The organism is Polyangium jinanense (assembly GCF_028435365.1).
Genome location: NZ_JAGTJJ010000016.1, coordinates 129,602 through 152,696 on the forward strand (window position 1 = coordinate 129,602; position 23,095 = coordinate 152,696).

Genomic DNA, 23,095 nt, shown 5'->3' on the forward strand with positions numbered 1-23,095 from the left:
ACCGCGGACGAGCGCCGCGTTTATACGGTCGGCGCGATGGGACGTAGCGTCGTAATGGAGCTTGGAAGCGATATGCATTCGACACAGAGCCATTTTGAGTTCGGTTCGCGGCGCCTCACGGCGCTCGCGCGGGCCGTCGGGATCGACGATCAGATCGACGCGATGCGCGGCATCTTCCGTCGCATGCTCGGGACCTGGGCCGACGCGCCCATCGGCGAGGCGCCGCCGTGGCCATCGGATGCATCGGACGATCATACGCCCTACGAGTTTTCCGTTGCCGTCGGGGGGCCTTCCCCCGAGCTCCGGATCCTCGTCGAGAGGCGCGCGGATCCGCCGACGCTCCGCTCGAACCTGGAGGCGGCCGCGGCTCTCCACAAAGAGCTTGCGCGCGATTTCAACATTCGCCTCGACCGGCTGCGCCAGATCGAGGATCTTTTCTTCCATCCCGACGCGCAGGGCGCCTTCGCCTCCTGGCATGCCGCCTCGTTCTGGCCCGGTCGCGCGCCTGCATTCAAGATTTACCTGAACCTCCAGGCGCAAGGCGTCGCGCGCGGCGCAGCGCTCGCCGAGGCCACGCTGAATCGGCTTGGTTTCGCCGGTGCATGGCCCGTCGTCGCCGAGCACGCAATGGGGCGAGGGCCCGCGCTCGATGTGCCGCTGTATTGCTCCCTCGATCTGTCGACGCGCGGCGACGCGCGCGTGAAGCTTTACTTCCGGCACTTGCAGGCCTCGCTGGACGACCTCGAGCGCGCATGCGGCGCGGCGCGGAGCTCTTCGCCCGGGCACGTCGCCGAGTTCTGCGCGACGCTCGCCGGCGACGGGCCGTTCATGGCGAAAGGGCCGGTCTCGTGCCTGGCGTTCGTCGAGGGTGACGTCGAGCGCCCGTCGGCGAGCACGATCTACTTCCCCGTGGGCGCTTATGCGCCGGATGATCGAGAGGCTCGCAATCGGATCGCGACATACGCGAGCCGCCACGGGCTCTCCGTCAACGCGCTCGCAGGCCCCCTCGAGGCATTTGCCGAGCGGCCGCTCGATGCTGGGACCGGAATGCAGAGCTACGCGTCGCTGCGCTGGGTCGACGAACCGCGCGTGACAGTTTACCTCGGGCCGGAGGCCTACCGCGTCGAGCCGCCTCGGACGACCGTGAAGGCAAAGCCCGCCCCCGCCCTCGAGCCCGCCACCGAGGTCGTGCGCCACTACGAGGCGACACCGGCGACGGCGCACCCCTTCTTCGAACGCCTCCGGCGCGAGCCCGTGGACCTCGAGCGGCTATGGAAGCTGCTCGCCAACTTCCGCGCGGCCATCACGCTCGATTTTCCCCAGCGCCTCGCGGCGCTCACGGCGCGCGTAGAGGACGACCGCATCCGCTGCATCCTCGCGAAGCAGCTCAACGACGAGCTCGGCAATGGCGATTTCTCGCGCGCCCACCGCAACCTCTTCGAGCACATGTTCGCGGGCATCGCGGCCACGCTTTCGTCGGCTGAGATCACCGACGAGCTCGTGCGACCCGGGCGCGATCTGGGCCTCGAGCTCGAGCGGCTTTATGTCACGGCCGACCCCTACGAGGGCCTCGGCGCGAGCCTCGTCGTGGAGATCTACGGCAAACACGTGGACGCCTTCGTCGCCGACGAGTTCCGCCGCCAGCGCTCTGTCGCGCCCCAGACGCTCGAATGGCTGCATCTGCACGAGCAGCTGGAGGTCGACCACGCCGACGAATCGATGGAGCTCGCGAGGCTCTTGCCCTCGAGCGGGTCCCCCCTCGAGGCCGCTTGGCGCGGCGCGCGGGCCGTGGCCAATGGCTCGTGGAGGTTCTTCGACGGGATGTACCGGAGGTGCTTCTGATGAGCGGCGCGCCGCCTGCGCCGGACTTCGCCGCTCTCCGCGCGCGGTTCCCGGTGCTCCGAGAGCGCACCTATTTCGATACGCAGAGCGTGGGCCCGTTTCCGGAGCAGATGCTCATCGACCTCGACGAGTACCGCCGCACGCTCTTCCTGCGCAACCGCGGTATGGCGCTCTGGATCGAGCGCATGGAGGAGCTCATCGGCCTGCTCGAGCGGCTCCTCGCGGCGCCGCGCGACGCTGTGGCATTGATGCCGAGCGCGACCGCAGCGCAGGCCGCCATCGCCGCGACGCAGGTGCCTCGAGGACGACGCGATCGAATCCTCTATACCGCGCTCGACTTTCATTCGTCGCAATACCTGTGGGAAGCCCAGAAGCGCAGGGGGTTCCAGGTCATCGAGGTGCCCTCGACCGACGGGGCCACGCCGACGAACGGCCTCGTCGAGCGGATCGACGAGCGCGTGGCCGTCGTGGCCTTGTCGCTCGTATCACCACGGACGGGCGCGCTCGCGGACCTGCGCGCCATCGTCGAGGTCGCGCGCGCGAGGGGCGCGCTCGTGGTGGTCGACGCCTATCAGGCGGTCGGCGTCGTCCCGATCGACGTCGCGGCGCTCGATGTCGACGTTCTGGTCGGCGGAACGCACAAATGGCTGTGCGGTGGCAGCACCGGCCTCTCGTTCCTGTACGTGCGTCCGGCGCTCGCGGAATCGCTCGAGCCGGTCTACCCGGGCTGGATTGGCCATCGCGAGATGGTCGGCTTTGCGCCCTCCTACGAGCCCGCTCGTGGCGCGCGCCGCTTCATGCAGGGCTCGCCGGCCATCGAGCCAGTGTACACGGCCCGGGCCGGGCTTCAATTCGTGCTCGACGCAGGCGTCGAGGCCATCCGCGCACGCAATCTCTCGCTCACCGAGCGCCTCATGGCGCGCGCCGACGAGCGCGGGCTCTCGATCCGGACGCCCCGCCCGCCTCATGCGCGCGGAGGATCGATATGTCTCGCGGTGGAAGAGGGCGAGCGTATCGTCGCCGAGCTCGCGCGTGACGGCATCGACATCGACACGCGCCCGGGTGGCGTCCTGCGCGTGGGGCCCCACGCGTGCAACACGGAAGAGGAATGCGATCGCGTCATCGACGCCATCGGGCGCGCCCGAAACTGACGGGCGAGCGGCTGCTCACGAGCTACGACGAAGGAAAGGATTACGAATGACTTACGAGGCCAAGGTTCGAGAGTTTTACGACACCGCGCTCCATTGTTACGAGCAATTCATGGGAGACCGCTGGCACCACGGAGACCCGGAGGCAGAGGCGAGCGGCGTCTCGCCCCGGCGGGCGTGCGAGATACTCGAGGAGCAGATCGTGTCGCTGGTCGGGCTCGAGGAGGGCCGCTGGGCCCTCGACTTCGGTTCCGGGATCGGCGGACCCACGCTCCACATGGCCAAGGTGTCGTCTGCATCTTTTGTCGGGATCACCAACAACGAGCGCCTCAACCAGAGAGCCCGGGACAAAGCCGCGGAGCTCGGCCTCGCCGCGAAGGCGCGATTCATCACCGTGGGAGACACCGATTACAAGAATCTCCCCTTCCCGGACAACACCTTCGACGCCGCCACCTTCTACGAATCGGTGTGCCACATCCCGGACAAACCGGCACTCTTCCGCGAGCTTTGCCGGATCCTGAAGCCGGGAGGCCGCCTGGGCGGCATGGACTGGTTGCAGCGGCCCTTCGGTGATCACCAGACCGAGGAGCAAATCATGCAGTTCATGCGGCCCCTCAACGACTCTACGGCGATCCCGGGGCACGGCACCGTCGAGAGCTACAAGAAAATGATGGAGGCCGCAGGGCTCGAGGTGACCATGGCTCGCGACATGTACGAGGGCGTCAAGTCGCGAGGCAGCGCCACGCCGGCGGAGCAGGCGCAATGGCTACATTACGAGGGCCCCGAGGGAGAGATGTTCCAGAAAGGAAAGAAGGCCCTCGACGACGCGCGCAGCGCCGGCGTCTTCACCGTCGGGATGTTCGCGGCCGTCAAGCCTCGATGACCGGCCGCTGCCTCGGCGCTTAGGACGAATCAACCAGGATTTCTGCCTCCTCGGCGCGTGGCATGCGTCCCATGCGGCGGCCAACCGTATCCCTATACACCATTCGGACCCGCTTCCTGCCCTGGGGCTCCCCGCGCTCCGTCTTGAAGGCAATTTCCTGCCGCGTCCCTCGGCGGTACGTCGCTGGGGCAGGGCGTGCGCGTGGAGCGCTTGGCCGGAGCGCTCAGGGGGTGATGGGCTCGTAGAGCAACACCGTGTGACCCACGTTGTAGTCGCCTTCGTCGCGGGTGGTGATGAACGCGCGGATGCACCGGCCGTGCGCGACCTGCTCGACCGTCCACCCGCTCGCGGTCAACAGGAACGTCACGTCGCTCGAGTCCCGACGGAGCCTCCATCTGCCCGAACAGCGATAGCTGTTCCATGCCTGGTGTCTTCAACGTCGCAGGAGCTGGCTCCACCGCCAGAGCCGACGGACGTGCAGAGGCCACGACGTGCCTGCGCAGCGCCGCATTCGGGGCGAGTACTCCATGAAATCGGATCATGTGAAACCGTGGGTACACCGCCGGGAGCAAGGCCCCCGTGCTCGTTCACGTCACGGTCGCACGCGAGGTCGAAAACGGCGTGCCCGGTCCGATCGAATCGTGGTGGATTTCCGAGACGAGCCTAAATAACATCAAGATGAAGGTGCAGCCCCCCCGGCGGGCGGCGGCGGAGGCAGCACCAGGTAAAGCGACGATGCGCATCGTGTACGCGACGAAGAATCGGATCCAGGTCACGGAGGACCCGCTCGGGCTCGTGCTGGACACGCTCGAGTACGGCCTCTCGGACGTGCTGGCCCCCGAGATCGACGCCCGCCTTGCCCCCGGCGGCAAAGGGTTTCACCTCGAAAACGTCTTCACGATTTGGCGGGCAGAGGAGCCGGACGATCTGCCGTCGAAATATTGGGCCGATCCGCCGTTCGACACGAGCCGCGACGAGGTATGGGCCATCGCCCGCGACACGTGGCGCGGCGGATCCATTTACGAGCTCATCGAGGGCGGCGAGCTGCGCGGGCTCCTCGAAGACGCGAAGAAGCATTATGCCGCGATACGAAGCGGCAGGACGGCGCAGGCGTTCCCCCTCGGCGCTACGATGGCCGCAAGGAGGTACGGGATCGCCGAGCGGGCGCGGGGTCTGCCCGAGGGGCGTTTTCATCGCGGGTTCGACGTGACGAACCCGAACGGCCCAACGATCCTCGTCACCCTGGGCGGCAAGCAGGCGCGCTCGCTCGACGAACTCGCGCGCGAGCTCGAGCTCGCGGTCCCGGGCGTGGGGAATCTGCGGTATGTCGGCCCCCTCGACGACGCCCCCGCAGGCGTGGAGCTCGACGCGCTCGCCGAGGAAGAGCCGCTCGGACGGCCAAGCGTCGGATCGTCGGCGACATCAAGGCCCTTCGATCTCGCGACGACAGCCGGGTTGGGGATCGCGCTCGCGGCAATCGTGAAGGGCGCGCACGAGGCGGGGCTCTTTTTGCTCGGCCTGCGCCCCGAGCTCGTGTACCTCGACGTACGCGCGAAGCGCACGCTGATCACGGGCGTTTTACCGCGGCACGATCGATTCCTCCAAACGGTGAACCCCCCGGCGCCGATGGCTCCTTGGCCCGCCATTTACATGGCGCCGGAGATCCTCCTCGACCAAGCGAAGCCGACGGATCGAGCCGACGTCTTTTCGTTGTGCGCCATCCTGACGCGCTGGGCGACGGGCGAGCCTCCGTTCGCCGGCGATTTCGACGAGCAAGCCGCGGCGATGCGGCGCGGCGAGCGGCGCGCATGGACGGGCCCGGACGAGCTCGCGGCCATCGTGGCGCAGGGGCTCGACCCCACGCCCGGCCGGCGCCCCCCGCTCGCGGACGTCGTGGCCGTCCTCGAGCCATTCGCGCCGAAATGGTCGACCGACGAGGATGACGAGGATGACGAACCCGACGAGTGAGAGGACATTCGATGGTTTTGCGGCCCGCGAGCCTTTCGCCTCAATACCCCACGACGTCCTCGAACGTGGGAGGCTCGCCCGTCATACCCTCGAGATCCGCGCCCTCGAGATCGGCGCGGCGGAATATGAGGCCACGCGCAGAGGCGCCGGCAAACCGAGCGCCGCGGAGGCGGGTCTCGGTGAACCGCACGCGCTCGAACGAGGCACCGCTGAAATCGGCCTCGGGCAGCGAAGCGCAAATGGGAAAAATGCTGCGCCAGGTCGCCGCGCGAAACGAGACGCCCCGCCCTTCTGCGTCTTGCATGGGGCAGGTATCGAGGACCGCGCGCTCGAAATTCGCGCCGTCGAGGTGGGCGCAATCGAGCCTGACGAACTTGAGCTTCACGCCCGTGAAGTCGGCGCCCGCGAGCCGCGACCGGCGCATGTCGGTGGCCTTGAGGGCATTGCCCGCGAAACGCGCGCGCTCGAGGTTCGCGTCGGCGAGCGCCGTCTCCGCGAGATCCGCGCGCGAGAGATCCGCGCCCTCGAGGTTGGCCCGATCGAGCACGACGCTGCCGAGATTGGCGCCGCCGAGGTCGGCGCCCGACAAATCGGCGGAGATGAGGTTCGGGCAGGGGCCCCGCCGCCGCGCGTTGAAGAGGCTGACGTCGTTCCACAGGCAACGGATGAGCTCGAGCCGCTCTCGCTGCTCGGGATCGATCACCTCGATGTCCGTGAGGTCGGCTCCCTGGAGGCGCGATTTCACGAGCGCGAGAGCTCTGACACGAGCGCCCGCGAGCCGAGCCCCCGTCAAATCGCACCACCCGAGCATGGCCAGGCCGAGATCGAGCCCCGCGAGATCGGCGCCACGAAGATCGATGCGCGTAGGGTGCGGCAGCGCGTTCCTCTGCGCGTTGAAGGCACCAACGTCGCGCCGGAGCAGCTCGAGCCAAGCGTCCTTGTCCTGCGGAGAAAGCATCGCCCCCATCGTATCACCGCCAGAGCGGATGCTTTGCATGCGCCCCTGAGCTGGAACTTCGCCCCAAACTCATCGCACTTCTGGGCGCCCGTCGCCGGCGGAGCGATCATGCTCTCTCCGAACGACCGCGATGGATGGCTCGAGCTCCTGCTCCGCGACCCAAAAGCGTTCAACGATCAGAAAAATGCGCTCGGGCTCGGGGTGCGGATCGAGGCGGATCCCGGCCCGCTCGAGCGTGTGCGGCTGCTCCGCGCGCTTCACCGGAGCCACGATGCGCGCCGTCAGGTTTCGCGAGGCGAACCTCCTCGGCGCCACGCTCGACGGCACGCGCGGCGAGCCGCCGATGTTCGAGGACGTCACGGGGCCTTAGGGATCCCCTACGGCCGGCGGCAACGGGCCGTCCGATTGGCATTCTTCGAAGCGCCATCGCGGCTGGCTCCCGGGTTTCGGCGAGATCTTCGCGCCGCGCAGATCGCAGCGCACGAACGTCGCTCCTTCGAACCTGCCATCACGCAGGTCCACGCCGCGGAAATCACAATCCTCGAACGTAGCCTCACGGAAGAGGGCCCTGTTCATCCAACACCCGCGCCCGTCCACCTCGCGGAACGTCGAATTCACGAACCTTCCCAGCGTCATCTGCGTGCTCTCGAAGCGCGTGTCTTCCACGGTCGCGCGGTGAAACCCCACCTCCACGAGGTTACACCGCGTGAAGGTCGAGCGCCGGATCGTCGCGAGCCCGAGCGCCACGAAATTCATCGCGGTCTCGACGATCGTGCAGCCGAGGAGCTCGACGTTGTTCATGTTCGCGGCGCTGAACTTCATTTTCAAGAAACGACAGTCTTCGAAGCGCGCCCCGACGAGCGTCTCGTTTCCCACGGGAAAGTGGCTGAAGCGCATCCCCTTCACCTGGATGCGGCTCGGAGAATCATCGATGCGCGCGGGGTCGAGCGTCAGCCCCACGTCATCCGGATCGCTCCGCTCGGGCAAACCTCTTTCGTATTGTCCGGGTGCCAGCGGACGACCTGGATGAGGTCGAACTTGCGGCGATCGGGGAGGAGCATCTCGTCGAGCTTGGCAATCGCGTCCGAGCTCCCGCCTTTACGCCTGCTCGACTCCGCGCAGGAACCTCCGACGGAGGCCGCGCTCGAACATGGTTTCAGGCATCATGCGCGGCAAGAGGTGCGCCCACATCCCGACGCGATGATGCAGCGCGGGCGCGTCGCTCCCCGCGATCTGTACGATGCGCTCGGCGACGGGTGCAGGGTCGGGAGCGGCGGCGAGCGCAGCATCGATCGCCCGGAACGCGCTGTCGCGGAGGGGGCGGTACGCGTCGATGCGCGGGGGCGCGACGAGAGCGCCGCCACTTCGTAGCGCAGCGCCTCGGTGACCTCTTCGAGACGAACTTCTGGGGCGTCGCGCCGGCAGTGGCAGCTGCTCCCTAGGGATGACGCACCCACCGAATGACGCAGCCGCCCCGGCGCCGGCGGTGTCGCGCCGAAGGTCGAGCGGTGCACAACAAGTGTGCCCGCCGCCGGACCTGGACAAAGCCCTTCGCGCCGCCTACCCCTCCTCGCGTGTCCTGCCCACTGATCCTCGAAATCCCGGCCCGCGCCTGCCGAGCGAGGGATGTCGTCGCGGCGCTCCGCCAGCGCGGCATCGCGGTCACTTCCGACCTCGAGCACAGTGACGAAGATCGCAGCGAATACCTCTGCCGGCGCGGATACGTCAGCCTTGCGCTCACGATCCGTCGCGATCGCGCATCCGACGTGCTTTACGTGAGCTTTTCGGCCGATCTCTCGAAATGGCGTTGGTGGAACTTCCCTTTCCTGTGGCTCGCGGGCATCTTCACGGCCGGGGCCGAGATCGACCTCCAGCGCGACGCATTCGCGGCCCTCCGATCCTTCGGGCCACACCATGTCGCCGGCGGTGAGGTGCTCGGTCTGCGCTTCGAGGACGATCGCGCGGCGGAGGTGTCGAGCGATCCGCGATGACGCGCCTCAACGACCCCGCGCCGTGCGGCGGGGAGGCTGATCCGGTCAGCTTGGAGTGTACCCGTCCGGAAAGCGCGCGCCCTCGAGGCGTGCGCCGGCCAAGCTCGTGTACGACAGATCCGCGCCGGAGAGGTCGGCGCCACGCAGATCGGCGCCGTCGAACCGCGCCCCGCCGAGCTGCGCGCCGAGCCGGGCCTCGCGTAGGTCGGCCTGGGTGAAGTCGACCCGACCGCAGCGCGCGCCGTCGAGGTTCGCGCCGCGGAGGTCGGCGCCGCGGAAGACGGCGTCGTAGAGCTCGGCCCCCGCGAGATTGGCGCGCGCGAGCTTCGCCTCCTGGAGGGGCGCGGCGCCCAGGTTCGCGCCGCGGAGGTCGATCCCCTCGAGATCCATCCCCGCGAGGGAGATGAACTCGCCGTACTCCGTCTGCCAGCGGGAGCGCCAGCGGTTCCAGCGAGCGATGCCGTCCGGGATCTCGCCGCGCAGCATCGCGCGGGCCTCGGCGAACGTGGGCAAGAGGAGCTCGTTCAGCTTCTTCTCGCTCATCTTCACGACGCGCTCGCCCTTCGCGATGCGTGCGTCGATCTCGAGCTCCACCTTCGAGGGGACGTGCTTCGTGTACGGGATGAGCGCGGGGACGAAGTGCGTGGCGTCCTTGCTCTTCTTCGTGACCTCGCCGCCGAGCTCGCGGAGCGTCTCTTCCCGGAACTCCTTGCTCGTCCGAACCTCCAGCGCCGAGCTCTGGAACTTCCCCGCATAGAGGAAGCGGGTGCCGGCGAGGCGTTTCTCGAACAGCTTCGTCGGATCCTCGGCGGGCTTCTCCGCCGCGGCGTCGAGTCCGAGATCAAAGGGCGTGGTAGCTTCCTCGCCGGTGCGCGGGAACGCGCGCACGACGACGTTCCCCCATCCGTCCACGTGCGCGATCTCGGTGCCGTCGTCCGACGCCGCGAGCGCGCGGATCGCGAACCCGTGAACGTCGATGTCCTCCGCGGCGGGCTCGTCGAGCCACGTGCCGGTCTCGGCATCGGCCGTGCGAAGCCGCCCGGCGGAATCGACGACGACGACCCGCCGATGGTCGACGAACGCGAGCTGACCAAGGCGCATGACGGGGTGAGGGAGCGACGCCGTCACGGCGCCGGAGCGCGGATCGATGAAGACCAGCAGGCTGTTCGAATCGTGGTTGCCACTCGACCGGTCGACGCTCACCGCGATCCAGCCGATGCTGGAGACCGCGACGCCTCCGCAGTACGCGGGTGCTCCGTCCGGGAGCGCGATCGTGCGAACGGGCTCGTCCGGGGTGGTCGGGCGCCAGATCCGGACGTCCTCGGACACGCTGACCACCCAGCCGTCGCCCGGACCGTAGGCGAATGCCGTGACGCGCTGTTCGTGCGAGAGCGCGGCGGTGCGCACGGAGCGCGTGAGATCCCAGACCTCGAGCACGAGGTCGGCCGCGTAGAGGGCGGTCTTCCCGTCGCGCGAGATGCTCACCCGTGGGCGGGGCGAGCTCGCGGCGTTGTCGAAGAGGCGCCGCTCGGCGTCCGAAAGCTCGCGGACGACCCGCGCGTGGTCTTCGCCGACGACGAGAAGCTCGCCGTCCGGCAGGGCCCCGATCGCGGTGTTCGGTCCGTGGGAAGGGCGTTCGATGAGCGTGCCGTCGCCGCGGCGGAGCGAGACGAGCGTCCACGGCGTGGCGACGACGAGGCGATCGCGGGTCAGCGCGATCGCGCGGGGCTCGGCGAGCGCCGGCTCGCCCGTCACACGCTCGCCCGTGCCACTCCACACGCCGAGGCCGGAGGCGGTGGCGCCCGTCGCGATCCAGGCGCCTCCCGGCGCGATGGCCATGGCGGAGCCTTGCGCGTGCTGGCGAGAGACCGTCACGCGGCGGACCTCGGCGCCGTCCGCCGTCCACCAGCGGAGCGCGTGCTCGTTCCCGTACGAGACCAGCCCGCCCCCCGGCAAGAAGGCGAGCCACCGGCAGGCCGCCGGACCTCGATCCACGTCGCCGCCGGCTTCCTCGGCGAAGAAGCGGTGGGTCGGGAGGTGCCTCGTGGCGATCGGGGTGAGGGTCCCGGCGTCCCAGAAGAGGATTCTCCCCTGGCCATGCCCACCCGCGAGCCGCTCCCCGTCGGGCGAGAACGCGAGCGCGAGGACCTTCGTGCTCTTCCGCTTCGCGCGCTCCTTCCGGGTCTTCTGGTCGAAGACGCGCACGACGCCCTTCTCGCCACCGGTCGCGAACGTCCGACCCTCCGGCGCGAACGCAAAGGCGTAGATCTCGCCGTCTTCCTTGATGACGCCCTCGCGCTTGCCCGTGCGCGCGTCGAAGATGCTCGCGATCGAATCGCGCCCGTGCGTCGCGAACGACGTTCCATCGGTGCTCAGCGCGACGGAGTCGAAGGCGCCGGTCTTCGCGGTGCCGACGTGCCAGATGCGCTCGCCATCGGCGGTGAACCGGGCCACGCCTTCGCGGGACCAGAGGAGGAAGTCGCCCCCCGGCAGGACGGCGAGCTCCGTGAAGGTGCCGGGGACGGTGATGGGATCGAGGGGTTGTCCATCCGGAACACGGAAGCGATGGAGTCGCGCGCGCTTCTTGCCGGCGACGAGCCCGACGAGCACACGCGCGTCCGGCGAAAAGGCGACGCCCTGGAAGATTCCGGGCGCGTTGAAGCGCGTTGCACCGAGCACGTTTCCAGCCATCCTGCGGGACCTCCAGTTCGAGGCGCGCCCGGGGAGGGCGGCGCGCTCGACCGTCGTCGAATTTGGCGTGGCGTGCAAGGGAATGCAGCCATACGACGTGAACGGGAGCACCTAGGACAAATAAACCAGGATTTCCGCCTCCTCGGGCGCGTAGCACGCATCTCGCGCGGCGGTCAACCGTGTGCCTGGTGTCTTCAACGTCGTAGGGGCTGGCTCCATCGCCAGGGCCGAGGGGCGCCGAGAGGCCACGACGTGCCTGCGCAGCGCCGCATTCCTATGCAATCGGCGGCCGGGCCAGATACCGGCACAGTCTCTCCACACGGCGGCGATCGCGGCCATCGATCACCGCGCCCGCGTGAATGTCGAACCCGCACCCACCTTCTCTCAAAGCACCCAGTCCACGCCCATCGTCAGCACCCCACGCACCCGCCACGGCACGAGCACGTGGTGGGTCTCCCCGCCGACCTGCGTCACGTAGCGCGTGTCGAGCACGTCGGCGTCGAGCCCGAGCAGCGTGGTCACGTGGACTGCGCGGGAGGCATGGAACGCGACGCCGAAGAGCGCGGTGGCGAGCACCGAGACGCGATAGGTGGCCGGCTGGAGCTGAAGTGATCTCTCCGGCGACGATTTCTTTCTCGAGCGTCGGTGGGGCGACATCCCCAGGCTCCGTATCGGTCGTGAGGGCGGCGTGCTGCTGCTGCCGCTGCTGCCGCTGCGCAGCTGCGCAACACGCTGCGTCACATCATCGGCCCCCTGCACCGCCTCACGCGACGGTAGGGGGCGCCGGTAGACGTGCCTCGGGACGTGGCAGCCTGCTTTCGCGATAGCGGGGGCGAAGATGAGGGGCTGCGCTATGGATGATTCGATTCCGCTTCTGTAACGCTCAGGACGGCCTGCGCGGAGCGGTCTGGCCAGCGGGTGCCGACCCAGATATCGTATCGGCCTTCCGGAGCGTTCGACAAATCGATCGTCGGATTCCGCGTGCCATACGAGTCGTCGGAGCAGTACCATTGGCCGGACGGGTCGGAGATGAGCAGCGTGGTATCTTCGCCCGACGTCACGTAGAAGCGCAGCAAGGTCGAGACGCCCTCGCGACGGACGCGGTAGTCTGGCGCATCCGCAACGAAGCCTTCGCAGCCGGAGCGGACCGAGCTCACGTTGTTGGACCCACCCGCCGTGACAATCACGAGAAATGGGTCACCCGAGAAACCAGCCCGAAGCGTGGTCTCGCCCTCGCGTGGGTTCAAGGTAAAGTCGATCCTCGCGAACGCGCTGGTCGCCACCAGTAGCGCGGTGAGGCCTGCGAAACAAGCCAGGGATGACTTTTTCATGGAGTTCTCCCTCCCGGTCGCTCTCGAGAGCGTCCTGACCATCATGTTGTGATGGGGACGTCAGGCGGCAAGCGAGCCACGACCCGACGATGCGCGGCGAATGAACCGTAACGGAAGCGGAGGCGCACGCCTTCTGCCAGCTTGGATCTTCCTCTCATTCAAGCGGCCGCGCCACGCAGTCCCGATGGATCCTGGTTCTTCCTAGACGAACCATATCCCCCACTTTCCCATTGCCTTCCCCGACAAACCATGAGACACAAAAAAGCGACGCCGGCCGGCGCTCACATCACCGACCGGCGTCTGACCCGAAACCCGCACGAACGGAGTTCCAGGCTATGCCTAATGTAGACGTCCATCCTGAATCCGCCAAAAAACCTACACACATTCCCTCCCCGGAGGCGTCTTTCGAGCGGTTTTACCGCGAATGCCGCCCCTTCGTCCGCTCCATCGTTCTGCAGCGCGGCGTCCCGGAGCGGGAGGCAGACGACCTCGTGCAGGAGGTCTTCGTCATCGCCTGGCGCCGCTGGGACAGCCTCGTGACGCCCGAGGGCGCGCGGTCGTGGATTTCTACGATTGCGTTCTATGTCGCCTCGAATCACCAAAAGCTCTTGCGATATCGCGTGGAGCATCTCGCCGACCGCGATCCGCCGGAGCCGACGTTCGAGCCGCGGGTCGTGGAGGCGATGGATGCCGCGCGACGGGTGGAGAGGGCCGTCCGGAGGCTCAGCCGGAAGGTGTGGGTGGTGGCCCGCGCGTATCTGACCGACGGCCGGTCGATGCCGGAGATCGCTCGGACGTTGCGGATTCCCCTCGACACCGCGTATGCCCGGCTCGGCCTGGCACGTCGGCGGCTTTCGCTCTGACCTCACCCACCCCAACCCTCCCTTTCCACACAGTCTGAGTGACAGTAACAGTGACTGTCACTGTTACTGTCACGGACGCGGGCGGCACATGATGATCCGTCGTGCGGGCCCGGGTATTGCCCGGCCGGCGCTCCTCTCGCCTCAGCACGACCCTGGCACGAACGCTGCTAATCCATCGCTCTGCCTCCGAGCGAACCTGGTGGCGTCCGTTCACGCGCTCCACGCTGAACAGCGCGCCCTCCGGTCACTCGCGATAGAATGGCGACCTCGAGAGGTCAACGCTCACGAAGGAGAACTACGATGCCTATCATGTCCACCACGGAAAAGAAACCCGTCGAGCACCTCGTGATTCTTCGCTGGAAGTCCACCGCATCCGAGTCGGCGAAGAAGGACGCCGAGGAGGCGATCGCCAGCCTCCCGAAGCAGATCCCCGGAATCGACGCCTACGTCGGGGGCCGGCAGAACAGCCCCGAAGCTCCGGGCCGGGGTTGGGATTTCGGGTTTCGCATGACGTTCCGCGACATCGAGTCCCGCGATGTCTATCTGACCCATCCGGTGCACGTCGACGTGAAGACGAGGTTCATCGAGCCCATCATGGACGCCGCCGTGGTATTCGACTTCGAGCACTGACAGGCGTCCGAGCCCTCGGCAACCGCCTCCGCGCTCACGGCGCGATGCTGAACCGCGTCGTCCAGCGATGCGTCGTGCCCGGAATCGTCACCGAAAGCCGGCACTCGCCGGCGTCGCCGATTGCGGCCACCGGAATGGTGCTGGAAGCGTATGGCTCGACGACGCCCACGTTCGCCTCGCATTGCGTGGGCGTCGACGACGCCGACGCGAACCAGGCCCCCGGCACGTGCTCGCAGAGCTTTCCGTGCGTCGTCATCGCCGCATCGACGTGGAGGTCGACACCATTGCTCTGCTCGGGGAGGAAGAGCTCATACGACGCACCTTCCTCGATGGGCTCGGAGACGTTGCCCTTGAGGGCGGCCTTGCGAAGGTAGAACGAGGCATCGACGGACGTCAGCGCGTCTGGGCCCACCACCTGGAAGGCGTGCATCCCCTGCACCGGCAGCGTCGTGTCGACCGATACCGTCACCGAGCCTGGGCCTGCGGTCAGGTAGGTGGCGCCGGGCCCAGGCGCCAGGTCTCCATTCGATTGCAGCGTGAGGGCAACGGGCACGGGCGCATTGATCGCCGAAAAGGGCTTTCCTGTCGCATCGAGCGGGCGTGCCGTCGGCGCCCATAGCGGCGCCCCCGACGGCAGCACCATCGTGTCCCAGCAGCCGGCCAGTTGCTGGTGAAACTGCTCGACCACGAAGCCGACGACGCGCTTGACGTGCAGCACGAGCCGGTGCTGGAGCGGCAGCGCGGTCGCAATCGATCCGTCCCCGGAGGGGCAGTGCTGCCCGGTGATCTCGCCCTCGAGGAGCACGGTCACGGTGCCCTCCTCCCGGAGCTCGACAGCGAGCGCGCCGCCGACGAGCTCGACCGTCGCGGCCGTCCCCTGCACGTCGGTGATCGACTTCCAGACCACCGGGCCGGGGTGCATCTGGCAATCGGACGAAAGGACGTAGCCGTCCTGCGGCACGAGCGTCACTTCGCGCGGGTAGCCATCGCCGAGCCCGTAGATCAACTCGGTCTCCTCGTTCGCCTGCCCATTCGCGAGCTCGGCGTAGGCGTCGACGTCGGACGACGACGCATACCTCGCTGGCAGCGTCAGCGTGTGAACGGGCGCTCCGGGGCCGGGCGACGGATCGGCAGAATCAGGGGCGGGGCTATCGGCGCAGGCGACGAGGGCGAGGCCGAACACGAGCGAAAGAAGGGCGCGCATGAAAACCTCTGTGGGGGTGGGGGGACTCGACAGGCGTAGCGCCCGAGAGGCCGGGTGAGAATGCACGTCGGCACCCGACGGCCGTGCAAGAATCCACAGCCTATGAATTGGGACGATCTGCGCTTCGTCGCCGCGCTTTCGCGCGCCGGTTCGCTGGCCAAGACGGCCGCGGTGCTCGGCGTCGATCACACCACGGTCGGCCGGCGTATCGAGGCGGCCGAGCGCGCTCTCGGCCTGCCGCTGTTCACGCGCACGGCCGCAGGTTACGTCCTGACGCGCGACGGCGAGCGGCTGCTTTCCCCCCTGCGCCAGGTCGAGGACGCGGTGCTTGCGCTGGAGCGCGGGGTCCATGCGCAGCGCGGCGCGCTGGAGGGCACAGTGCGGGTGACCTCGCCCGAGACCTTCGGCATCGCGTACCTGGCCCCGCGCCTCGCGCGCTTTGGCCGCCAGTACCCGGCGCTGTGCGTCGAGCTTTTGCCGGCTGGCGCGGTGCTCGACCTCAGCCGCAGCGAGGCCGAGCTGGCGGTGCGATTCGTGCGTACGTCGCACGAATCGCTGCGGGTCCGCCGCGTCGGGGAGGTGCGGCACGGCTTCTATGCGTCCGCCGCGTATTTGGCTCGGCACCCGGTTCGGACGCCGGACGATCTGCACGAGCACCCGCTGCTGCTGCCTGCGAGCGGCGTCGAATTGGCCTGGCTGCAACATCTATCGCCGGGCGTGCGGCCCGCCTTCGTGAGCGATGTATCGCTGGCCCTCGCCGAGGCCGCGCAGGCCGACGCCGGGGTGGCGGTGCTGCCGAGGTTCCTCGGGGACCGGACGCCGGGCCTGACGCACGTGCCCATGCCGCGCGAGCCTGGGCAACCGCTATGGCTAACCGTGCACCGGGACTTGCGGCAAACCCCCCGGGTGCGCGTGCTGGTCGATTTTCTGGTGGCCACTCTGCGGGCCGACCGCGACCTCTTGCTCGGCGCCTGAGCACGTGGTCCGGTTTTCCGCTACAGGCGTCGCCATACCTCCGGCCATGGCGCTCGCGGGACGCCTCGGCGTCGAGGTATCAAGGGTGCGCCGCTCGGCGGTCGTTCGCCTCGGCGACGCGGCGCTGGCAGCTCGCGAGCTGCTCGGCGGCGACGTCCTCGGATACGCCGAGCAGCTCCTTTCGTAGCTCGATGGGCGGGCAGTAACGGGTGGCCGTCCAGAGCGCCGGGTCCTCCAGGCTGGTGAAGCGCTGGAGGCGGGGCCATACGGTGGCCCAGGACTTCATCTTGCCGGTGGCTGGGTCGATCCCGCTATGCGAGGCGGTGACGATACGCGTGCCGTCCGGGCTCCACGCCGCCGAATGGGCCTCGAACTCGGGGATGCGGAGGATCGCCGGCTCGCCCGTACCATCTGCGTTCCACACGCGCACGGTCTTGTCATCCGAGAAGGTGACGATCTGGGCGCCATCTGGGCTAAACGCCCCCCCTCCCCTTGCTCCGGTGCCAACGGGTGCGCCGTGTCCCTCGAGCCGCAGGGGCTTGCCCGTGCCATCGGCGTTCCACACCCAGGCGGTCTTGTCCCAGGAAGCGGTGACGACGCGTGTGCCGTCGGGGCCAAACGCCGCCGAAGAAACGCCATCCTGGTGCCCCTCGAGCCGCAGGGGCTCGCCCGTCCCATCGGCGTTCCACACCCGGGCGGTCTTGTCTGCCGAAGCGGTGACGATGCGCGTGCCGTCGGGACTAAACGCCGCCGAATAGACGCGATCCTGGTGCCCCTCGAGCCGCAGGGGCTCGCCCGTCCCATCGGCGTTCCACACCCGGGCGGTCTTGTCCCAGGAAGCGGTGACGATGCGCGTGCCATCGGGGCTAAACGCCGCCGAAGCGACGCGATCCTGGTGTCCCTCGAGCCGCAGGGGCTTGCCCGTGCCATCGGCGTTCCACACCCGGGCGGTCTTGTCCCAGGAAGCGGTGACGATGCGCCTGCCGTCGGGGCTCCACGCCGCCGAAGCGACGCGATCCTGGTGCCCCTCGAGCCGCAGGGGCTTGCCCGTGCCATCGGCGTTCCACACCCGGGCGGTCTTGTCCAAGGAAGCGGTGACGATGCGCGTGCCGTCGGGGCCAAACACCGCCGAAGAGACGCCATCCTGGTGCCCCTCGAGCCGCAGGGGCTTGCTCGTGTCGTCGGCGTTCCACACCCGGGCGGTCTTGTCCCCGGAAGCGGTGACGATGCGCCTGCCGTCGGGGCCAAACGCCGCCGAATAGACGCGCTCCTGGTGCCCCTCGAGCAGCAAGGGCTTGCCCGTGCCATCGGCGTTCCACACCCGGGCGGTCTTGTCCCCGGAAGCGGTGACGATGCGCCTGCCGTCGGGGCTAAACACCGCCGAATAGACGCGAGCCTGATGCCCCTCGAGCCGCAGGGGCTTGCCCGTGCCGTCGGCGTTCCACACCCGGGCGGTCTTGTCCCAGGAAGCGGTGACGATGCGCGTGCCGTCGGGGCTGAACACCGCCGAATAGACGCGATCCTGGTGCCCCTCGAGCCGCAGGGGCTCGCCCGTGCCATCGGCGTTCCACACCCGGGCGGTCTTGTCCCAGGAAGCGGTGACGATGCGCGTGCCGTCGGGGCCAAACGCCGCCGCATGGACGCTAGCCTGGTGCCCTTCGAGAAGCAGGGGCTTGCCCGTGCCATCGGCGTTCCACACCCGGGCGGTCTTGTCCCCGGAAGCGGTGACGATGCGCGTGCCGTCGGGGCTCCACGCCGCCGAATAGACGCGATCCTGGTGCCCGTCGAGCCGCAGGGGCTTGCCCGTGCCATCGGCGTTCCACACCCGGGCGGTCTTGTCCAACGAAGCCGTGACGATGCGCGTGCCGTCGGGGCTGAATGCCGCCGAATAGACGACATCCTGGTGCCCGTCGAGCCGCAGGGGCTTGCCCGTGCCATCGGCGTTCCAGACCCAGGCGGTCTTGTCCCCTGAAACGGTGACGATGCGCGTGCCGTCGGGGCTCCACGCCGCCGAATAGACGACATCCTGGTGGGAGAGAACCACGCTCGCGATTCCCTGATGCTTGGCCCAGAGGGCCAGCTCGCGCCACCGCGGCGGAAGCTCGCCCGCAGGCTCCATCTCGCGTAGGAGGGCGAGGACCAGGGTCGGGTCGGACTGATGCTCGCGGGCGCTCGCCATACGGCTGGCATTACGCGCCTCGGCCGCACGCTTGTCCGCCTGGGCAGCGCTCTTCCGGGCGTCATCGGCGCTCTTCTGCGCCTCCGCGGCGCTCTCTTGGGCCTCTACGGCCTTGTCATCGGCCCGCCTCGCCTGGCGTTTGGCCTGCACGCCGAGGAGCGAGACCACGAATGCAAAGAACGCGAGAAACGCAATGACCCCGCCGGTCACCTGGCGGCGCCTCCGCCGCGACCGCTCCGCGAGCCTGACGACCGCTTCGAGATATCCCCGATCCCGCTTCCCGAGCCCGAGCGTCCCCTCCGCGTCGCCTTCGGCCTTCTTCCGCGCGAGCCATTGCTCCGCCTTGCTGGCCGCCTCGTCGCGCCACAAAAACCCCTTTGCCTTGCCGTTCTTCTCCCATTGCGAAGCCGCGCTCCGCAGCTCGACCAGAAACTCCGCGTCCTTTTCGTTCTCGTCGAGCCATTGCTCGAGCTTCGCCCACCGCTCGATGAGCGATTCATGCGTCAGCTCGACGGTCTTGCCCTCGCGCTCGCCGCCCGCCTCGATGGAGAGCAACCGCGCGTCCGCCAGATGGTGCACCACCTGCTCGGCAAGGGCGGGCTCCTCCGAGAGCGCGCAGAGCTCCTCCAAGCGCACCACCGCGCGCGTCCGCTCCGGCGTCACCAGGCGCAAGAAGATCGCCCGCGCGAGGCACTGCTCGGACACGCTCATCCCCGCGAGCACCGCATCCGCGTGCGTCGAGAGCGCGCCCGAGGCGCCGCCGAGCGCGCGATACGCCTTCCGCGTCAAGAGCCGCTCTTCGCGGTCGCGCGCCTCCCATAACTTCGTCGCCGTGAACTGCAAGAGCGGCAGTGGGCTCTTCATCCCCCCGAGATCGCCGAGCATCTCGTCGCAGAGCCCCTCGTCCTCGAACCGATAACGCGCCGCCGTGAGCGGCCTTTGGAGCGCGCTCCGCATCCCATCGGCCGTCATGGGCGGCAAGAACATGAGCCCCCGCGTCATCGCCGACAGAAACCGCCGGTCCTCCGACACGCGATCGAGAAAATCCGCACGGATGGTCACGATCACCCGCAGCGGCGACGACGCGTCGTCCGCCACGCCCTCGAGGCACGCGCAAAACGCGGCCCGCTCCGACGCATCGCTCCCCAGCGTATACAGCTCCTCGAGCTGATCCACGACGAGCAGAATGCGGTGCTCGCCGCCGCGCTTTCTGCATCGCGCGCGCAGCCTCTCGCCGAGCGCTCCCGGCTGGGCCCGCAAGAGCTCGGCGATCGCCGCCGGATCGGCTCCGCCTTCGGCCGCGTTGCCCGAGCTGTCCACGAAAAACGCGAGCACGTCGGCGAGCGCGGCGAGAGGACGCCGCCCCGGGCGAAGGACGAACGCCTCCATCTCGCGGCCCGCGCGCCGGAGCGCCGGGATGACGCCCGCTCGCACGAACGAGGATTTCCCCGCGCCCGAAGCGCCCGCGATCGCGACGAGCTGCTGATGGCGGAGCTTGCCGAGCACCGCGGCGATATCGTCGTCACGCCCGAAGAAACGCGCGGCGTCCGATTCTTGAAATGCGGAAAGGCCCGCGAACGGGCTCTCGTCCTCGGCGAGCGCCGCGGGCTTCGTCGTCTCTGCGCCGAGTCGCTCGAGCAGCCCCACGAGCTCCTTGGCCGAGCCGATTCGCTCGCTCTTGCGCTTCTTCAAGCACCGATCGATCACCTCCGCGAGCGGATGGCCCGCGCCAAGCTTGTCACGGGCGCTCGGCATCGGCATATCGAGATCCGAGACCCCCACGAGATCCGGTAGCGTGAGCGGCGCGAGCGGATGCGCGCCGGTCGCGAGCTCGAACAGGATGAGCCCCGCGGCCCAGACATCGCTGCGCCCGTCGAGCGGCTCGCCGAGCCATTGCTCCGGCGACATGTACGGCATCGTGCCCACGAGCGCGCCATCCTGCGTCAGATCGAGCATTGGGGACTTCGAGGCGAGCGTGGCGGGCAACGTTTGCATGAGATCGAGGGCGACCTGCTTGGCGATGCCGAAATCGACCACCTTCACCTGGCCGCCGTCGGCCAGCAGGATATTTTCGGGCTTCAGATCCCGATGGACGATGCCCATGGCGTGCGCGCAGGCGAGGGCGCGCGCGACGGGGAGCATCCGCTCCACGACCACGGACGTGGTGTCATGCGCCCTCTCCGTCATGGCCTCGCGCAGCGTGCGGCCCTCGATATACTCGAGGACCATGTACGGAGAGCCCTGCGCGTCGTCGACATCGTAGATGACGACGATATTCTCGTGCTTGCATTGCGCCGTCGCGCGCGCCTCGGCGAGGAAACGCGTTGCCGCTTGCCCCGTATGCTCGAGCAGGAACTTGATGGCGACGAGCCGGCCCAGGCGAACGTCACGGGCCAGAAACACCATCCCCATTCCGCCCGCGCCGAGCTTGCGAATGAGCTCGTAATGTTTGAGGACCGTGCCGGGCTGCAAGTGGAGATGGGCGCTGGAGGCTCCCGCGGGCATCGCCCGATTGCCTGGAGCGAAGGCAGGCGTGGCGCTCGAAGGCGCGGCGAGCGTGTCCATCAGCGCATCCGCGGGCTCATGAGGTGTGGAGACGCCTTTTCGAGCGGCGGAGGATGAATCGGCGGAAGGGGCCATGACGGTGCGAGGCACATGTTCTTCCGACAGCGCTTCCCTGTCAAAGGACAACCCTCGGGACAAGCTGCCGCTGCCGCTGCCGCTGCTGCTGCCGCTGCTGCTGCTGCTGCTGCTGCCGCTGCTGCTGCTGCTGCTGCTGCCGGAACGCTTCTCCTTTCAAGGCTTCCGACGCGCAGCTCGGAGGATGCGCGCAGGCACCGCTCGCGTCGCAAACGTCGTCCGTGCAGGGGTTGCCGTCGTCAGGACAAGCGCAAGGGCCGGCGTCGACCTGCGGGTCGGATCCCGCTTTCCACCGTCCAGCCTTTGTCTGTTCTGGAACCTACGAATCGCGGAACCCTGTGAGGCGACCACGCAAACGAACGCCAGTGGAAGAACGACTTCCCGCACGCCTGCTCGCGCCCATACAGGCGCTCTGCCGCCGGCGCTCCGGCCTTTGCACCGTCCTGTTACCAGCGCGTGCGGCGGCGAACCGGGTGCCTCGCTCTGACGCGTCCTGATCTCGTTTCTGGCGCTCCCGGCTCTCGCTCTGTCACGAGGCAAATGGCACGATGGCCGTGTCATGGCCCTTTGACACGAAGCGCTTCAGCATGCGGTCCCGTGGCTACGGGGGGCGCGACGAGCACAGTGCAAGCTGCCAAGGAGAATTCATGCAGAATCGAATCGCTGTCTTCCTTTGCGCCATCGCCGGTATCGCGGGCGGCGCCGCTTGTCGTCCCGACACGTCCACGCCGAGCGAGAGCATCAGCAATGATACGGGCGGGCGCGGTGGGAGAGCCGGCGCCGGCGCTACGGAGCTCCGCGCGCGTTTTCCTCAGAAAGCGCCGGCGATCCTCGACGTAGGAGAGAGCTTCCTCCCTGTGGAGAACGGCTTCGCCTCTCCGTCCCCGCTCTCGCGCACCTCCGGCCGCAGGGGGCTCATGATGAGCCTGCCCGCGGCGGCGACCCGCGCAGTCGTTTTGCATACGCCCGACGGATTCGAGATCCGCGTGCGAGAGCGAGGCATCGTCGGCCCGGGCGCGCCCGAAAACCTCGCGGTCGTGTATCCTCGCGAGGGGGGTTCGTCCTTCTGGACCGCCGTCGAGGCAGGGTATGAGGAGTGGCTCCTGCTCGACGAGCACGCGACGGCGGGGGACGGGCCCGTCGCAACGTGGGACGTCGAAGGCGCCGCGCTCCGGCAGGACGGGGACGCGGTGGAGGTGCTCGACGCGGCGGGCGGGACGCGTGTACGCGTCACGGCGCCGGCAGCCTGGGCCGAGGACGGGCGTCCTGTGGACGTGAAGCTCGTCGCGCGTGAGGCCACGATCGAGCTCTTCGCCGACATCGAGGGCGAGTCGCTCCTCGTCGACCCGTTGTGGACCTCGCCGCCGGCCATGACCACGCCGCGCTGGAACCACGCGGCGGCGCTCCTGCAAGACGGCAGAGTCCTCATCACGGGCGGCGCGACCACGGGCAACTGGGATTTACCGACGGCTGTCGTCGATATCTACGACGTCGCGACGAACACCATCACCGCCGCCGCGCCGATGACCGTCCCCCGCAATTACCACACGGCGACGGTCCTTTCGGACGGCCGCGTCCTCGTGGCCGGCGGCTTGACCACGAACGGTGTCTCGCTGCAGAGCTGCGAGATCTACGACCCGACCATGAACACCTGGTCGTCCGCCGCGGCCATGAATGTCCGGCATCGCCGGCACGCCGCGGATATCCTCTCGAATGGTCAGGTCGTCGTTGTCGGCGGGTAAGCCCCCCACGACCCCACAGAGGCGGTCGAGCGGGAAGATACCCCCGCGAA

General features: G+C 68.4%; 19 protein-coding genes. 10 read left to right on the top strand and 9 right to left on the bottom strand.

The annotated features are described in order from the left end of the window. Positions 1 to 72 precede the first annotated feature (72 nt). The 3 genes from KEG57_RS25315 to KEG57_RS25325 are packed head-to-tail and all read left to right on the top strand — an operon-like array spanning position 73 to position 3,873. Complete coding sequence (locus KEG57_RS25315) at positions 73 to 1,842, top strand: iron-containing redox enzyme family protein (protein WP_272425585.1); 1,770 nt, start codon at positions 73 to 75, stop codon at positions 1,840 to 1,842. After that, on the top strand, positions 1,842 to 2,993 hold the full coding sequence (locus tag KEG57_RS25320; protein ID WP_272425586.1) for an aminotransferase class V-fold PLP-dependent enzyme: 1,152 nt from the start codon (positions 1,842 to 1,844) through the stop codon (positions 2,991 to 2,993). The genes KEG57_RS25315 and KEG57_RS25320 overlap by 1 nt, the downstream gene beginning before the upstream one ends. A 46-nt stretch (positions 2,994 to 3,039) precedes the next feature. Beyond that, a complete protein-coding gene (locus tag KEG57_RS25325; RefSeq protein ID WP_272425587.1) occupies positions 3,040 to 3,873 on the top strand; it encodes a methyltransferase domain-containing protein in 834 nt (277 codons plus the stop codon). A 223-nt stretch (positions 3,874 to 4,096) separates the two neighbouring features. Here the strand turns inward: KEG57_RS25325 and KEG57_RS25330 are convergent, their stop codons facing one another. Then, complete coding sequence (locus tag KEG57_RS25330) at positions 4,097 to 4,240, bottom strand: hypothetical protein (RefSeq protein ID WP_272425588.1); 144 nt, start codon at positions 4,238 to 4,240, stop codon at positions 4,097 to 4,099. 212 nt (positions 4,241 to 4,452) lie between these two features. Between KEG57_RS25330 and KEG57_RS25335 the strand changes: the two genes are divergently transcribed. Beyond that, positions 4,453 to 5,841 (top strand): serine/threonine-protein kinase, encoded by a 1,389-nt coding sequence (locus tag KEG57_RS25335; protein WP_272458852.1) that lies wholly within the window; start codon positions 4,453 to 4,455, stop codon positions 5,839 to 5,841. A 40-nt stretch (positions 5,842 to 5,881) separates the two neighbouring features. Here the strand turns inward: KEG57_RS25335 and KEG57_RS25340 are convergent, their stop codons facing one another. The 3 genes from KEG57_RS25340 to KEG57_RS25355 form a co-directional block, all read right to left on the bottom strand. After that, positions 5,882 to 6,799, bottom strand: a complete 918-nt coding sequence (locus KEG57_RS25340; RefSeq protein ID WP_272425590.1) for a pentapeptide repeat-containing protein — start codon at positions 6,797 to 6,799, stop codon at positions 5,882 to 5,884. 69 nt (positions 6,800 to 6,868) lie between these two features. Continuing rightward, positions 6,869 to 7,060, bottom strand: a complete 192-nt coding sequence (locus KEG57_RS25345) for a hypothetical protein (RefSeq protein ID WP_272425591.1) — start codon at positions 7,058 to 7,060, stop codon at positions 6,869 to 6,871. A 105-nt stretch (positions 7,061 to 7,165) separates the two neighbouring features. Next, the gene (locus KEG57_RS25355; protein WP_272425593.1) at positions 7,166 to 7,786 is read right to left on the bottom strand and encodes a pentapeptide repeat-containing protein; all 621 of its coding nucleotides are present in this window, start codon (positions 7,784 to 7,786) and stop codon (positions 7,166 to 7,168) included. Positions 7,787 to 8,373: 587 nt separating this feature from the next. Here KEG57_RS25355 and KEG57_RS25360 point away from each other — a divergent pair. Next, positions 8,374 to 8,790: a hypothetical protein gene (locus KEG57_RS25360; protein ID WP_272425594.1), complete on the top strand. Its 417-nt coding sequence runs from the start codon at positions 8,374 to 8,376 to the stop codon at positions 8,788 to 8,790. 45 nt (positions 8,791 to 8,835) lie between these two features. Here the strand turns inward: KEG57_RS25360 and KEG57_RS25365 are convergent, their stop codons facing one another. The 3 genes from KEG57_RS25365 to KEG57_RS25375 all read right to left on the bottom strand — a co-directional run bounded on the left by KEG57_RS25365 (position 8,836) and on the right by KEG57_RS25375 (position 12,812). Further along, a complete protein-coding gene (locus KEG57_RS25365; protein ID WP_272458853.1) occupies positions 8,836 to 11,481 on the bottom strand; it encodes a pentapeptide repeat-containing protein in 2,646 nt (881 codons plus the stop codon). A gap of 384 nt (positions 11,482 to 11,865) precedes the next feature. Then, positions 11,866 to 12,138: a hypothetical protein gene (locus KEG57_RS25370; RefSeq protein WP_272425596.1), complete on the bottom strand. Its 273-nt coding sequence runs from the start codon at positions 12,136 to 12,138 to the stop codon at positions 11,866 to 11,868. Positions 12,139 to 12,332: 194 nt separating this feature from the next. Beyond that, on the bottom strand, positions 12,333 to 12,812 hold the full coding sequence (locus tag KEG57_RS25375) for a hypothetical protein (RefSeq protein WP_272425597.1): 480 nt from the start codon (positions 12,810 to 12,812) through the stop codon (positions 12,333 to 12,335). 335 nt (positions 12,813 to 13,147) lie between these two features. On the opposite strand from KEG57_RS25375, the gene KEG57_RS25380 reads away from it, so the two are divergent. Together KEG57_RS25380 and KEG57_RS25385 are read left to right on the top strand one after the other, a co-directional pair. Continuing rightward, complete coding sequence (locus tag KEG57_RS25380) at positions 13,148 to 13,675, top strand: RNA polymerase sigma factor (protein WP_272425598.1); 528 nt, start codon at positions 13,148 to 13,150, stop codon at positions 13,673 to 13,675. Positions 13,676 to 13,984: 309 nt separating this feature from the next. Continuing rightward, the gene (locus tag KEG57_RS25385) at positions 13,985 to 14,305 is read left to right on the top strand and encodes a Dabb family protein (RefSeq protein WP_272425599.1); all 321 of its coding nucleotides are present in this window, start codon (positions 13,985 to 13,987) and stop codon (positions 14,303 to 14,305) included. Between the two features lie 34 nt (positions 14,306 to 14,339). On the opposite strand, the gene KEG57_RS25390 is transcribed toward KEG57_RS25385, so the two are convergent. Further along, positions 14,340 to 15,509 (bottom strand): hypothetical protein, encoded by a 1,170-nt coding sequence (locus tag KEG57_RS25390; protein WP_272425600.1) that lies wholly within the window; start codon positions 15,507 to 15,509, stop codon positions 14,340 to 14,342. Positions 15,510 to 15,611: 102 nt separating this feature from the next. On the opposite strand from KEG57_RS25390, the gene KEG57_RS25395 reads away from it, so the two are divergent. Then, positions 15,612 to 16,484 (top strand): LysR family transcriptional regulator, encoded by an 873-nt coding sequence (locus KEG57_RS25395; protein WP_272425601.1) that lies wholly within the window; start codon positions 15,612 to 15,614, stop codon positions 16,482 to 16,484. Between the two features lie 79 nt (positions 16,485 to 16,563). Here the strand turns inward: KEG57_RS25395 and KEG57_RS25400 are convergent, their stop codons facing one another. After that, positions 16,564 to 21,228: an nSTAND1 domain-containing NTPase gene (locus KEG57_RS25400; protein WP_272425602.1), complete on the bottom strand. Its 4,665-nt coding sequence runs from the start codon at positions 21,226 to 21,228 to the stop codon at positions 16,564 to 16,566. A 73-nt stretch (positions 21,229 to 21,301) separates the two neighbouring features. On the opposite strand from KEG57_RS25400, the gene KEG57_RS25405 reads away from it, so the two are divergent. Beyond that, the gene (locus tag KEG57_RS25405) at positions 21,302 to 21,790 is read left to right on the top strand and encodes a hypothetical protein (RefSeq protein WP_272425603.1); all 489 of its coding nucleotides are present in this window, start codon (positions 21,302 to 21,304) and stop codon (positions 21,788 to 21,790) included. Positions 21,791 to 21,950: 160 nt separating this feature from the next. After that, complete coding sequence (locus KEG57_RS25410; protein ID WP_272458854.1) at positions 21,951 to 23,045, top strand: Kelch repeat-containing protein; 1,095 nt, start codon at positions 21,951 to 21,953, stop codon at positions 23,043 to 23,045. Positions 23,046 to 23,095: the final 50 nt, after the last annotated feature.

Excerpts from the sequence above, each read along its gene's own strand:
- KEG57_RS25365 (WP_272458853.1), bottom strand. The coding sequence starts at position 11,481 with ATGGCTGGAAACGTGCTCGGTGCAACGCGCTTCAACGCGCCCGGAATC.
- KEG57_RS25320 (WP_272425586.1), top strand. The coding sequence starts at position 1,842 with ATGAGCGGCGCGCCGCCTGCGCCGGACTTCGCCGCTCTCCGCGCGCGG.
- KEG57_RS25395 (WP_272425601.1), top strand. The coding sequence starts at position 15,612 with ATGAATTGGGACGATCTGCGCTTCGTCGCCGCGCTTTCGCGCGCCGGT.
- KEG57_RS25405 (WP_272425603.1), top strand. The coding sequence starts at position 21,302 with ATGACGGTGCGAGGCACATGTTCTTCCGACAGCGCTTCCCTGTCAAAG.
- KEG57_RS25410 (WP_272458854.1), top strand. The coding sequence starts at position 21,951 with ATGCAGAATCGAATCGCTGTCTTCCTTTGCGCCATCGCCGGTATCGCG.
- KEG57_RS25380 (WP_272425598.1), top strand. The coding sequence starts at position 13,148 with ATGCCTAATGTAGACGTCCATCCTGAATCCGCCAAAAAACCTACACAC.
- KEG57_RS25385 (WP_272425599.1), top strand. The coding sequence starts at position 13,985 with ATGTCCACCACGGAAAAGAAACCCGTCGAGCACCTCGTGATTCTTCGC.
- KEG57_RS25375 (WP_272425597.1), bottom strand. The coding sequence starts at position 12,812 with ATGAAAAAGTCATCCCTGGCTTGTTTCGCAGGCCTCACCGCGCTACTG.
- KEG57_RS25325 (WP_272425587.1), top strand. The coding sequence starts at position 3,040 with ATGACTTACGAGGCCAAGGTTCGAGAGTTTTACGACACCGCGCTCCAT.
- KEG57_RS25370 (WP_272425596.1), bottom strand. The coding sequence starts at position 12,138 with ATGTCGCCCCACCGACGCTCGAGAAAGAAATCGTCGCCGGAGAGATCA.
- KEG57_RS25400 (WP_272425602.1), bottom strand. The coding sequence starts at position 21,228 with ATGGACACGCTCGCCGCGCCTTCGAGCGCCACGCCTGCCTTCGCTCCA.
- KEG57_RS25390 (WP_272425600.1), bottom strand. The coding sequence starts at position 15,509 with ATGCGCGCCCTTCTTTCGCTCGTGTTCGGCCTCGCCCTCGTCGCCTGC.
- KEG57_RS25315 (WP_272425585.1), top strand. The coding sequence starts at position 73 with ATGCATTCGACACAGAGCCATTTTGAGTTCGGTTCGCGGCGCCTCACG.
- KEG57_RS25340 (WP_272425590.1), bottom strand. The coding sequence starts at position 6,799 with ATGCTTTCTCCGCAGGACAAGGACGCTTGGCTCGAGCTGCTCCGGCGC.